Here is a 13,166-nt window from a genome sequence, read left to right as displayed (position 1 = left end):
TGATGGGTTGCCCCAAACTGCCGCCAGCGATGGCCGTGACGGTGGCACCATCGGCACCTTGGGTATCATTGGTCAGCAGGTTGCCATTGGCGCTAATGGGGCCGTCTTCGGTGACGCTGGCGCTGTCATTTCGTGCCGTGGGTACATCATCCAGTACCTGGGCGTTGAAGGTCTGGCTGTAGCTGGTGCCACTCATGTCCACCAATACCAGCTCAAACGGGTCGGTTACAGACAGATCCTGTGCCGGCTGCTGGTGTTGTTCGTTATCCAGCAGGGTATAGCTGTAGCTGAAGCTGCCGAGCCCAGTGTCAGGATCAAAGCTGATGGCCGTGATCACGGCCTCATTGCCCAGTTGGCTGGGAATGTTCACCGGAACGGATACCGGCTGATTGTTGTCGATGAGGATGACCCCACCCAGCGTCAGGCTGCTGACACCATCACTGGCGGTAAACACAAAGCTACCGGTACGAGTCAACGCATCGGCATCCGGGGCACTACCATCCGGCAGGTTTGCGTCAGTCAGGCTATTGAAGCCAAAGGGCGTGATGACCACTATGCCATCGTCGGCACCGTTCACCGTGATGGTTAGCGTGGCGGTACTGGTATCTCCATCGGCATCCGTGATGGTGTAACTGAAGTCCTGGCTGAGGCTTTGTCCAGGGATCAGTGCCTGAACCTGGGGTGAGGCGTTATCCAAGACAAAGCTGTAACTGCCATCGGCGTTGACCGTGAGGCTACCGAAATCGCCCTTAAATGCTTGGCCGATATTGCCCCCCGCAATGGCTGAAACACTGGCGCCATCTGCCCCTTGCGTATCATTGGCCAACAGATTGCCACTGGCACTCAGCGGGCCATCTTCGGTGACACTGGCGCTGTCGTTTTCGGCACTGGGCACATCATCCAGCACCTGCACATCCAGGCTGGCACTGGTAGTGCTGTCATTGTCATCCACCAGCACCACGCTAAAGCTCTCGCCCAACACCGCATCATCAATCGGTTGGGTGTGGAACTCGTTGTCCAGCAGGGTGTAGGAGTAGCTGATGGTGCCGGTGCCGCTATCGGCATCAAAGCTGATGGCGGTGATGGTCAGGTTGTTGCCCAACGGGCTGGGAATGGCCAACGGCAAACCAACGACCTCGCCATTGGCTATCAGCACCACACCCGCCACGCTCAGACTCTTCACCCCATCCGGTGCGCTGATATCAAACGTGCCGGTCTGGGTCAGTGCGGCAGCATCGGGGCTGGTGCCATCCGCCAGGTTGGCATCGCTCACCACCACCTCGGCCCCTTCACCGGACAGGCCGTTGATGATGACACCGTCATCGGCGCCGTTGACCGTGATGGTCAGGGTCGCCGTGCTGGTATCACCATCACCATCGGTGAGGGTGTAGCTGAAGACCTGGCTCAGACTTTCGCCCGGTATCAGGCTCTGCACCTGGGTTGAGGCGTTATCCAGCACGAAGCTGTAACTCCCATCGGCATTGACCGTGAGGGTACCAAAGTCACCTGTGATGGGTTGCCCCAAACTGCCGCCAGCGATGGCCGTGACGGTGGCACCATCGGCACCTTGGGTATCATTGGCCAGCAGATTACCGTTAGCCGTGAGGGGGCCATCTTCGGTAACGAAACCGTTATCGGCGTTGGCCACCGGAGCATCGTCCAAAATCGTCAAAACCAAGGGAGCTGTGACCAGATCACCGTTGCTGTCTTGGGCTGTCAAGCTGATGGCAAGACTCAAGCTATCCTCACCCTCGGCATGATCCAGCGGGCCATCCAGATCGGCCACGTAGCTGGTACCATCGGCGGACAAGGTGACCGTCAAAATAATCTGCCCATTAGCCGCACCTGTCAGGCTCAATCCATCTGGGCTCAGGCTCCAGACGATGGCAACACCGCCGGAGGTCAAGCCTGCTGGCTGCAGTGCCGGGTCGGAGAAGAAGACACTACCGGGCACATCCGCCAGAAAATCAGCGACGATGTTCCCTGTGATTTGACTGGGAGCTTGACCAGCCAGGCTACCGTCACTCAGGTCCATGTCTACGTCTGGGGTGCTGTCCAATACAGCCTCATCCAGCTCACCGGGGGTCACCGATAGGGTTGGAATCGTGTTGTCGGCCGCCAGCAGGCCGCTGGGATCCTCCACACCAGTCAGCGGAGCACTTTGATAAGTAGTATCAAAACCGGCCTCGGCAATGGTGGCATCCCCTGTTCTGTCCACTACGACGAAGCCACCATTACCACTGGCGCCAGCCACCCCGGCACCGCCGGCAGCCGGAGCCCCACCGGCTGCCGTGGCCTCTAACGTCAGGGTCGGATCCTGACCTTGCAAGATCGCTTGTTGCAAGGCGGCAATTTCATCCGGAGTTTTACCTGCGGCCGTCGCCTGTAAGGCGCCTTCTTGGCCGGAGAGAATCGCCTGTTGCAAGGCGGCAATCTCTGCATCGGTACTCCCACCTGGCTGGGCGGCCAATTGTGTCTCTGGGACTGTGGGGGATTCGGGGCTGGGTTCCATGGCCAGGTGACTGTTGACATCGGTCACCAACAACATTCCAGGCTGCAGTATCTCGCCCTCGGAGACCAGGTGAGTGGAACCATCCGGCGCGATGACGCGCACCTGGCCACTGACATTGATGGCCTGCATAGGCACTGAGATAAATTGATAATCGAGCAGGGCATTAGCCGTCTGGATACTTTGATTGTTGAGGCTTTGATCGGTTGCCTGAGCCAGGATATCCGTTGTCTGTCCCCCGCCGTCGGGCGAGACGGGGTCAAATGAGATGCGACTCGTCTCCTCGCTGACCACCAGCGCACCGGGTTTGAGGATTTCGCCCTCTTGCAACACATGAGTGGAACCATCCGGCTCGATGACCCGAGCCATGCCGTTGACACTGACCACGGACACAGTGTTATCAATTTGTTGGTAACGCATACGACACCTCCACCCATCCCATGGGGCTTTCTTAAAGCCTAGAGGGGATGGGCAGCCAGATCCGTTACAAAATTTTCACACTCCTGCCGGTGTTTTTGTTCAATTCATGCACGAAAACTGAAGATCGACGCCATCTGGACGTCAGTGACAAGAAAAGGGTTTCATGTGAATCGAAATACAAAAACGCCAGGCATGCCTGGCGTCTGATTCTGCTAATGCCGTTCGATTAGGCAAATGGCTGCGGCGGTGAGATGTAACCCTGGTATCCATCGACGAAGAGATCCGCCAGCGCTTTTACCTGCGCATCATCTTCCACCCGCGTAGCAATCGTCACAATGCCCGCATTGTGTGCTGCGCGGCAGACCGCCGATAAAAAGGCCTGATCCCCTTCTTCCTTCAATACCATCCCGGTATAGCCATGATCCACCTTGACGTAGGCTGGCATCAGCGACTCCAGATACCCCAGCGACTGGAAGTAACGACCGTATTGATCAACCCCCCAGGTAAAGTGACGCGCCTTAAGCAGCGCCACCAGCTTGTCCACGCTGTGGCGCGCATAGACGATGGCCGTCTCCGGCATTTCAAACAGTAAGCGCCCCGCGAGGTGCTCATGCTGTAGCAGGTAATCTGCCAACCAAAAATGAAATGCATCAGAAGTAATGGATCCCATGGTCAGATTGATAGCCAGCCGTTTATTCGGCTGCCGATGCAGTGTGGGCGCTACCGCCTGCAGCACGGCTTTGTCGAATTCAGAACCCAACTTGAACTGCTCCACAGCCGGCATAAACTGACCGGCGCTAAAAGCCAGATCATCCTGCTGAATGGAGGCAAATAGCTCCTCGTGATGCGCCTGACCAGTCTCCAGCAAAATGGCGGGCTGGGACTTGAACTGCAGATTACCCTGCTGCAAGGCGCGGGAAATAATCTCCTTCCAGGCGATCCGGCCCAGGGTATCCCTGGAGGCCTGCTCCAGCACCACAGCACCCAACCGCTCAGTGCGAGCTCGGCGCAGGGCATTATCGGCCTTGGTGAGCAGGGTAGACAGGTCATCCTTATCCTCTCGCACTGTCATGCCAATAACCGAGATGGATTGATTCTGCGCTATGGGGTTGATCACCAGCTCGGCAATGGCCCGATTGATCTCCTCACCTGTCTCTTGTAATTGCAGCCCCTCAATACCGGGTAGCAGGATGGCATATTCGGTGGCCGAAATCCGAGCACAAGCAGCAGCCTCAAAGCGCTGCAAACAAGCCTGGATCGACTTGGCCACAGCCGCCACCATGCGATCCCGGGCGGCAAAACCCTCGTCGCGATAGATATCCTCGAGCATATCCACCGCCACCAACATGATGCCGCCGTGTCCCGCCTCGGCTATCCAGCTATTCACCTGCCCCATAAAATAGGCACGATTTCCCAAACCGGATACTGCATCGCGAAAGGCCCGCTCACGCAAGCGTTCAGCCGCTTCGGCCTGCTCCTTAAACTGCTTGGCCAGCTTGCCGGCCATGCCATTGATGGCTTGCACGACTTGGCGCAATTCCAGGGTACGCGGCAAAGGAATCGCATGGCCAAAATGATGTAGTTCTATCTCCCTGGCCTGATGCCGGATCTGCTCCAGTGGTCGCAGCAGCAGATTCAAGGCACGCATCAGCAAGACGGTCACCACCAAAAAAGCCACCAGGAAAGAGACCAGCAAACGGCTCATGCCGCGCCATAGCTCGAAGTAAGCCTGACCAGGGTGGCCCTCTACTTGCAACTTGCCCAATTGCAACCAACCAGAGGTAAGTACGGTGTCGTAATTGACACTGTCGAACAGGTGCAGATTGATAAACCAGTTGGGCACGTCATGGATGGTGATGGTGTTTTCTTTTTCAATATGCTCACCACTGGCCAGCAAATCCAGTCGGATGCGTCGGTAATAGCCACCATCAAATGCTGCATTAAGCACAGATTCGGCCCCAACCTGATCGCCGGTCTCAAGGTACGGGGTCAACGCCAGTCCGGCCGAATTGGCCGTACTTTCGACTGTGGTACGCAGCTGCTCGGCTAAGAAGTCTCGGGTTGACTGGAACTGTACCCAATATGCCGATACGAACAAAATCGCAAACAGCCCCAGCATGGTCATGAGTAATTGTCGGTATAGGGTCATGTTCAATCATCCAGATTAAGTTTGGGTCGCTTAAACGTCGCACCGCTAAATCGGCTGCGTAAATCCGTCCACAGTTTCAGCCGATTGGCACTACCAGCCAACTGCCCCTGGCCACGTTCCTTCATTAACCAAAGGTGTGTACCGTTGAAACTAAATACAGGCGCCAGATCTTTCCGTTGGGTTGCCGGCAGAATGGTGCCATTGATGTTGTCTAGAATGAGTGGCACCGCAGAGGGGGTCGGATAATACGCCACCACCATATGGAATTGCTGATACGCCAGGGCTTTGACATAAACCATGCGCATTTTCTCTTCTGGAACACCTAGCTCCAGCAAGGTGAAATATTTAGAAATGCTATAGTCTTCACAGTCTCCGCCGGCAGCCCCCAGAAACTCTTGTGGCATGGCCCAATAGTCCTTCATGCCCCAGAGTTTAATGTCATCAATAAAGAGCAACTGATTAAAAAAGCGGTTCACCTCGGTCAGCGCACGGCGCTCGTCCCACCGTTCATTACGACCTTGCTCTACCAGGCGTCGCCAGCGTTCGGTTCGTAGACCGGCACGCTGACCGTAGAAACGGCGCACCGCTTCCACATTTTGCTGATCTTGCGGATTGAGTGGGGACACATCGGCAAAAAGGAAATTGGGGAGCAACAGCATCCCCAACATTCCCCACAGCCAGCCACATCGGCGGCTAGTAATAGCCAGTTTCAACGCTATATACATTCCACTTAGCAACCGTCTCACTCGAGGTTGAGTGCAAAGTGCCCACGGCTCGCCGGTTGGCGGTGTAGGCTTGTTCATCCTCTTTGCTAATTGACGGACTCTTCTCGCCATAGGGGCGGGCTATGATTCGCTCAGCCGGTACGCCAAACTCCTCCACCATGACCCGCTTGACGGCATCTGCACGCCGCTGAGACAGAGCCACGTTGTAATCATCCGTACCAGGGGTACTGGCATGACCTTCAACGGTCAACATCTGATCCGGATTATTCAGCATAAACTGCGCCGTCTGCTGGATACTGTCCATAAACTCCGGTCGCACTTCTGACTTGTCATGCTCAAACAACACGTACAAATCCTGTAACTGCTGCTGTGGTGCAGTGGACGGACAACCGTAGTTATTAACCAGACTGCCAAGCTTGGTTTCATGGCATTGCTCACGGGCATTGATCACCCCATCCGTATCTGGATCTGTCAGGTCATTGGCCTGTTTCACCGTCATGGTTGGATCGGCAGTCAGACTACAGCCACTCAACATCAGAGCCAGTAACGCGATTCTTGGAGTCATAGATCCTCCTGTAGTGGTGTTACTTCCACTGCTCCGGTCGGGTCACACGCAGTGAGTCCAACAGACGACCGGTGGCATTCATGATGCGGTATTCGGCATACAACTCGTCATAGTCGGCATTGATATAACTACGACGGGCCTCGAACAGTTCATTTTCTGTGTTCAACACATCCAGCAAAGTCCGCTTGCCCAGGGTGAATTGCTTCTTATAGGCCTGCACAGTGTCATAGCTGGCATCCACATGTTTGCGGAAAAACTCCTTCTGCTGCAACAGTGAGTCCCGGGCTGCCCACGCCAATCGAGTCCCCTCCTCCACCTGACGATAAGCATTCATGTTGATGTCTTTGGCTTGAGACTGCAGGGCCGAGGTGGAGCGGCTACGTGCGGTGTCTGCCCCCCCATTGAACAGGTTATAACGCACCATCAGCATGGCACGCCCCTCCTCGCTGGAGCCCTTGATACCATCGGCATCTTCATACCAATTTTGGCTGGCCTCGACAGAAACCCGTGGATAAAAGTTGGCCTTAGCGCCCTCATGCTGATAGCGCGCGGCCTCTATATCCTGCAGCGAAGACAACAGGGTCGGATGTTGCGCGGTGGCGACCTTTAAGGCGTCATCCAGATTTGCGGGCAACATGTCCGCATCTGGCACCGGTTGAACCAAATCCATGGGTTCTGCGTTAATCACGCGCATGTATTCGGACTGGGCATCCCGCAGATTATTCTCTGCGGCCGCCAGATTGGCATAGGCCCGGGCCACACGGCCTTGAATTTGACTCAGATCCGCTGTGGAGCCCAAGCCTGAATCGGTACGCTTGGCGATATCAGCCAAAATATCCTCGTGGGTTTGCAGATTCTTCTTGGACAGCTCGAAGATCTCCTGCTGACGCAACACATTCAAGTAGACCTCACTGACTCTCAAGGCGGTGTTTTCCGCCGTGGAGAAGAGTGCATACTTCTGTGCCTCGGCCTCAGCCTGGGTGCGATTCACGTTGCTGCTGGTATCAAACCCATCAAATAGCATCTGAGTCAGACTGACGGAGGCCTCCTGACGGGTCAGGCTTTTATCCACCCCATCTCCTCCGGCGCGCGTGGTGCTGTTGTTGGTGCGCTCAGGACCGATACCGGCAATGGCGTCGATTTTCGGTAAGTACCCAGCCTTGGCCTCATCAATCTGATACTGGCGAGATTGGTAGAGATGATAGGCTTCCTGAATTTGCGGATGAGTCAGCAATGCCTCAGCCACCGACTGCTCCAAGCTTTGAGCCCAGGAGGCAGCAGGGAATATCAAGGCAGCACTCATCAACGTGGCAATATAGGTTTTCTTCATACTCTCTCCATGATTATCGTTCTCTCAATGCCGTGTACTTAGCCCGCAAGATGGGTTTTAACAAGTACTCCAAGACACTCTTCTTACCTGTCAATATATCCACACTGGCAAGCATCCCGGGAATGATAGGCAAGGGGTGTTGATCATCGCCCAGATAGCTCTTATCCGTTCTCACCCTGACAAGATAGAAGGCGTTACCCTTGTCGTCCTGAATGGTGTCGGCGCTGATGTGCTCAAGCGTGCCTTTCAGTCCACCGTATATTGCAAAATCATAGGCGGTAAATTTCACCACTGCCGGTAAACCGGGCCGCAAAAATGCAATATCTTTTGGCAGAACACGGGCTTCCACCAAGAGAGTGTCTTCCATGGGCACTATCTCCACCAGGTCCATCCCTGGTTGCACCACCCCCCCCACCGTATTGACATTCAGCGTCTTGATGGTCCCCTTGACTGGCGAAACCACGCTGGTGCGGGATACCCGGTCACGCAGCCCCACTTGCCCTTCACTCAATTGCGCCAAGCGACTCTGCTTATCCTGTAGTTCGTTTTGCGTATCGACGCGGAACTTAAAAGCCACATCCTTGCGCTTGAGAATGGCCTCACGCAACAGCGAGTTCTGCTTGGGCAACATCAGACGGGCATTATCCAGCTCCCCTTGCATCTCGTTGACCTGGCGCTCCAGGCGAATGATATCCACCTGAGAGACAATACCTTCTTTGGCCAGGGGACGACTGATGTTGAGCTCCTTGCGTGCCAGATCCACACTGCGACCCAGAGTGCGGATCTTGGTGTTGACCTCCATGATGGCATTTTCGTTCTGCTCTATCTGTTGCGCCATGATGGTCAACTGGTTACCAAGGGTGCTGATCTGTTCGCCATAACCATTCTTGGCCCGGGTAGCATAATCGGGGAACACCTGCTCAAAACCCTGTTCAAACACCAAGGGCTTTTGCGTTAACTTGACCTGCTCTCGCCAGGGCAGAGTGGCATCCTGATTGATCTCCATGCTGGCCAGCTGAGCGCGCAGGCGAGCCACATCACCACGCAGAGACACCAGCTCCTGCTCCCGCTCCCGAAAGTCAGAGCGAAAACGGGTGTCATCGATTTGCAGCAGCTCCTGTCCCTTTTGCACCACATCCCCTTCGTGGGCGAAGATCTGCTTGACGATACCCCCTTCAAGATTCTGCACCACCTGCAGCTGGCTAGAAGGAATTACCTTGCCCTGACCTACCGCCACCTCGTCCAACTTGGCCCAGGCAGCCCAGCCAATGGCGACCGCCACAAATAAGAAACTAAACCATAACAGCACTCTGGCCCGCGCAGGGGTATTGAGTAACACGGCAGCGGTGCCATCCTCCACCCAATCGAGCAACTCCGCTTTGGGCAACGTCTGCTTACTCATGCTCCGGCCCCCGCACCCGAATCTTGCCTTCCTTGAGCAGTTGCAACACCTGCTCCCTGGGCCCGTCGGCCACTATGCTGCCTTGTTCCATGACCACCAACCGATCCACCACATCCAGCATGGTGGTCCTGTGGGTGATGAGCAGCAGTGTGGTCTGAGGCCCAAGGCGGGCGAGCTCCTGTTTCACTAGGCTTTCCGAACGGTTATCCATGTTGGAGGTGGGTTCATCCAAGATCAGCAAGGGCGGATCCATCAGGAGGGCACGCGCTAGGGCAATGGCCTGCCGTTGCCCACCGGAGAGCAGTCGCCCCCCCTCGCCAACTTGGCGGGCCAAGCCATTGGGATCCTGGTTGGTAAACTGAGTTACGCCTCCACGGCGTGCCGCACGTAACACACGCTCATCATCCACCAAAGGGTGACCCACTATTATGTTGTCTCGCACCGAGCCGAAAAACAGCGTGATATCCTGAGGCACACAGCCGATATTGCGCCGCAGCACCGCCGGGTGAATTTGTGCCAAATCATAGCCATCCACCCGCACGGCACCACTTTGTGGCCGATATAGGCCCAGTAGCAGTTTCTCCAAGGTGCTCTTGCCGGCGCCAACCCGGCCTATGATGGCCACCTTCTCTCCGGGCCGGATGCTGAGGTTCACCTCACGCAAGGAGGCCTGTTCCATCTCGGGATAATGAAAGGTGACATGCTCAAACTCGATGCGACCACTCAACACCTCATGCTGAATATACTGACGCTCTTCTTCCTGCTCACTGGGACTCTCCATGATCTTGCCCAGAATGCTCATGGCAGACTTGGCCTGGTTGTAGCGAGTGGATAGCACGGAGAGCTGTATCATGGGGGCGATGGCACGACTGGAAAGCATGACGGCGGCAATCATGCCACCCATGGTGAGATTCCCCTCTGAGATCTCGTAAACCCCCATGATGATGAGCCCCACGGTAGACATCTGCTGAGCAAAGCTGGCGAGGGACGAAACCCTATTGGTTAGCTTGCGGGTCTCGATTCCCCAGTTGGCCATATGGCTCACCGCCTGCTCCCAGCGATACTGGAAGGTGCCTTGTGCCCCAAAGACCTTGACCGCCTCCAGACCGGCTATGCCCTCCACCAAGTTGGCGTATTTTTGCGAAGCTAGCCGCGAGCCCTCTTCGATGCTGCGACGCAGCGGGCGCTGGATATAGAAGCTGTACAAGGCCAGCACTAAAATGGCGACGAATGGAACAAGCACCAGGTTGCCAGCAAAGATCCAGATGATCAGCAAGAAGAAAAAGGCAAATGGCAGATCGATCAGTGCTGAAACCGTCGCCGAGGTAAAAAACTCCCGGATAGACTCAAACTCCTGCAGATGCTTAGCAAAAGCACCTGTGGATGGCGGCCTCGCCTCCATACGGATACCCATCACCTTGGCAAAGATCTTGGCTGACAGCAGCACGTCGGACTTCTTGCCGGCGATATCGATAAAGTAACTGCGCAACTGACGCATGATGAAGTCAAACAAGAAGATGATGACCACGCCCACCGCCAACACCCAGAGCGAGTCAAAGGCCAGGTTGGGCACTATCTTGTCGTAGACGTTCATGGTGAACAGCGGACTGGCAATGGCGAACAAATTGATCAAGATGGACGCAATCAGCACATCCCGGTAGATCGGCAAAGAGATTAGCAACGTGCTCCAAAACCAGTGACCGTGATGCGTCTCCAACACCTTGGGTGAGCGGGCGTCATATCGGAACTGCTTTTTCACAAACAACACTTGGCCGCTGTAGTCTGACGCCAACTGAGCCAAAGGCACCCGCTGCTGGCCATTGCCACTGGCAGGTAACAGGATCTCTGCTTCCTGATGCACCCTATCCACCGCCAACAGGATGCAGGCACTCCCTCCCGATAGCAGCAAGACACAAGGCAGCAGCAGTTCGGAAATCTGCCCCAGGGATACCCCTTGTTGACGCGCGGTAAAGCCTGCTCGTTCCGCCGCACGAAGGAACAACAAAGGGGTCAACCTTCCATCCGGCATGGGAAGGCCCGCCACCAGGGCTTCCTTGCTATTGGGAATGCCATGGAACTTGGACAAAAAGACCAAGCTCTCCAGCAATTCATCGCAGTCAGACTGCACCGATTCCATCAGGGCCTCTCAACAACTAGCGGGCAATACGTCATAGTATTGTTTAACAATATTAATGTTAACAATTGTTTATCATTGCTTTATTGGCAGCATGGCCATACCGGATAAAAAAACAGGGGAGTCTCCTCCCCTGCTCTGGTGCTCGTCTGCGATTCCCTTTAGTGATTGATCACCAGATGCTGGGTATCCTGCAGAGTTTGGAGCACTTGCTCGGCGGAACTATCACCCATCCCCGTGATATCAGCATAGCCGACGCCATCCAATTGGATCTGCTGGACAGGCGATGTCGAGCCTTCCTCCTGCACGGTCAACTGGATGGATCCATCATCGGCCTTGCTGACACTCAATGATGCGCCAGAGGCCGCATCCAGTAGCGCACTCAGATCCAAAGTGTCTCCTTGGGTCACTGAAAAGTCAGTGACATGATCCAGATTGCCCGATCCGGCGCTGAGATCCCCGGCCAGCCAAACAAATTGATCCGCACCATCGCCACCTGTGAGGGTATCGCTCCCGGTACCACCCACTAGCAGATCGTCACCCGCACCGCCAACCAAGATATCATTACCGCCATCGCCATACAGACTGTCGCTCGCGCCACCACCAGTCAGCTCATCGCCACCATCACCCCCATGCAGCGAATCCTTGCCGTCAGTGCCCTGTACAATATCCCAGCCATCGGTTCCCTGATACTCAACCCCACTGCGGATCTGCCAGCTACCATCGGCGGCCTGCACGATATCTTGCAGGGGTGTCAGGCTCGGCGCCTCGCCTTGTTGGAACAAGGCTAAGTTAGCCAGACTAAAGTCCTGCCACTGATTATCTCCTTGCTCCTGATAAACAAGGCTCAAATTAGCCGCACCACCTTGATCCCAGTACAGAAGTTCTACGCTATGCAGTCCTTCGTCCAAGTTTATTGACATCAATGTAGTGCTGGTATGCGTCACCGTATTCTGGTTATAGGAAAGTACGGTGACACCGTCGATCAGCAGCGTAAATCCGTCATCTGCCGTGACCTGAAAACGATAATCGCCGCCACTAAAGTAGGCATCACCCTGGATATGTAATACGGCATCCGTGGTTTTCCCAAAGTGATCGCTAAGCGCCAGACTGGACGCATCGCTCTGGCCACCATCATTCAGGAAAGTCACCAGATTGCCGCGCGCCCCCTGAGCGTTGGTACCATTGTTCCCCAAGTCGCCACTGTTGATGCCACCGTAATCCAGATCAGACACCACAAAGTGCGCATCCGCCCCCGCTGAGGTTCTATCCGCAATCACGCCGACGGCCTTGTCAATGGTTCCCAGATTGCCATATTGACCATCATCGGCATGGCTGAGAAAGCCCGCCCCCTTTACTGCATCGTTATAGCCGTAGTAGTCACCAGAAAGCCCCTGGACCTGACTCGCCACCGCACTGTAGGTCGCAGCCAAACTCAGCACCGTGGTGGGGGTATCTACTTCGTTGCCTACATTGAGGGTAAAGCGCTGCTCGCTGCTGAGCCCACCGGCATCGGTCACCGTGACCTTGATGTCGACACTGGACTCGTTCTCGTAATCCAGACTGATGCCATCCTTGAGCTTCAACACCCCCTCGGCCGTCACCTCGAAACGCGCATCGTCCACGCGGTAACTCAGCACGTCCCCCGCATCCGGATCCTGGGCACTCAGCTGGCCTATCTCGGCCCCCGCGTCGTTCTCGTCCACCCGGTTGTCGCTCAATGCCAGGCTATTGGGTGCTTCATTCTCGTTGCCCACCTGGATGGTGAAGACCTGCTCGCTGCTGAGCCCACCGGCATCGGTCACCGTGACCTTGATGTCGACACTGGACTCGTTCTCGTAATCCAGGCTGACACCGTCTTTGAGCTTCAACACCCCCTCGGCCGTCACCTCGAAACGCGCATCGTCCACGCGGTAACTCAGCACGTCCCCC

At 55.7% G+C, this 13,166-nt stretch carries 8 protein-coding genes; all 8 read right to left on the bottom strand.

Translation table 11 applies throughout. The features are described 5' to 3' along the window. Positions 1 to 2,929, bottom strand: a 2,929-nt coding sequence (locus ABD847_RS15565) for a retention module-containing protein (RefSeq protein ID WP_345014666.1), incomplete at its 3' end; no start/stop codon positions are given. A gap of 226 nt (positions 2,930 to 3,155) precedes the next feature. Then, positions 3,156 to 5,078 carry an EAL domain-containing protein gene (locus ABD847_RS15560; protein WP_345014664.1) on the bottom strand — a complete coding sequence of 641 codons (1,923 nt, stop codon included), beginning with the start codon at positions 5,076 to 5,078 and terminating at the stop codon, positions 3,156 to 3,158. 2 nt (positions 5,079 to 5,080) lie between these two features. Beyond that, positions 5,081 to 5,803 (bottom strand): transglutaminase-like cysteine peptidase, encoded by a 723-nt coding sequence (locus ABD847_RS15555; RefSeq protein ID WP_425568474.1) that lies wholly within the window; start codon positions 5,801 to 5,803, stop codon positions 5,081 to 5,083. After that, a complete protein-coding gene (locus ABD847_RS15550) occupies positions 5,772 to 6,368 on the bottom strand; it encodes an OmpA family protein (protein WP_345014661.1) in 597 nt (198 codons plus the stop codon). Before ABD847_RS15550 ends, ABD847_RS15555 begins: the two co-directional genes overlap by 32 nt. A 19-nt stretch (positions 6,369 to 6,387) precedes the next feature. Next, positions 6,388 to 7,698, bottom strand: a complete 1,311-nt coding sequence (locus ABD847_RS15545) for a TolC family outer membrane protein (RefSeq protein WP_345014659.1) — start codon at positions 7,696 to 7,698, stop codon at positions 6,388 to 6,390. 13 nt (positions 7,699 to 7,711) lie between these two features. After that, the gene (locus ABD847_RS15540; protein WP_345014657.1) at positions 7,712 to 9,100 is read right to left on the bottom strand and encodes an HlyD family type I secretion periplasmic adaptor subunit; all 1,389 of its coding nucleotides are present in this window, start codon (positions 9,098 to 9,100) and stop codon (positions 7,712 to 7,714) included. Beyond that, the gene (locus ABD847_RS15535; protein ID WP_345014655.1) at positions 9,093 to 11,237 is read right to left on the bottom strand and encodes a type I secretion system permease/ATPase; all 2,145 of its coding nucleotides are present in this window, start codon (positions 11,235 to 11,237) and stop codon (positions 9,093 to 9,095) included. Before ABD847_RS15535 ends, ABD847_RS15540 begins: the two co-directional genes overlap by 8 nt. Before the next feature lie 158 nt (positions 11,238 to 11,395). Beyond that, on the bottom strand, positions 11,396 to 13,166 hold a 1,771-nt coding region (locus tag ABD847_RS15530; protein WP_345014653.1), incomplete at its 5' end, for a type I secretion C-terminal target domain-containing protein.

Source organism: Pseudaeromonas paramecii, assembly GCF_039540575.1.
Classification (GTDB): domain Bacteria; phylum Pseudomonadota; class Gammaproteobacteria; order Enterobacterales; family Aeromonadaceae; genus Pseudaeromonas; species Pseudaeromonas paramecii.
Note: the sequence above shows the minus strand (reverse complement) of the source record. Positions and strands in the feature narration are given on the sequence as shown.

What these genes read in the sequence shown, in the direction of transcription:
- ABD847_RS15550 (WP_345014661.1), bottom strand. Translation starts at nt 6,368, where the DNA reads ATGACTCCAAGAATCGCGTTACTGGCTCTGATGTTGAGTGGCTGTAGT.
- ABD847_RS15535 (WP_345014655.1), bottom strand. Translation starts at nt 11,237, where the DNA reads ATGGAATCGGTGCAGTCTGACTGCGATGAATTGCTGGAGAGCTTGGTC.
- ABD847_RS15540 (WP_345014657.1), bottom strand. Translation starts at nt 9,100, where the DNA reads ATGAGTAAGCAGACGTTGCCCAAAGCGGAGTTGCTCGATTGGGTGGAG.
- ABD847_RS15545 (WP_345014659.1), bottom strand. Translation starts at nt 7,698, where the DNA reads ATGAAGAAAACCTATATTGCCACGTTGATGAGTGCTGCCTTGATATTC.
- ABD847_RS15555 (WP_425568474.1), bottom strand. Translation starts at nt 5,803, where the DNA reads ATGTATATAGCGTTGAAACTGGCTATTACTAGCCGCCGATGTGGCTGG.
- ABD847_RS15560 (WP_345014664.1), bottom strand. Translation starts at nt 5,078, where the DNA reads ATGACCCTATACCGACAATTACTCATGACCATGCTGGGGCTGTTTGCG.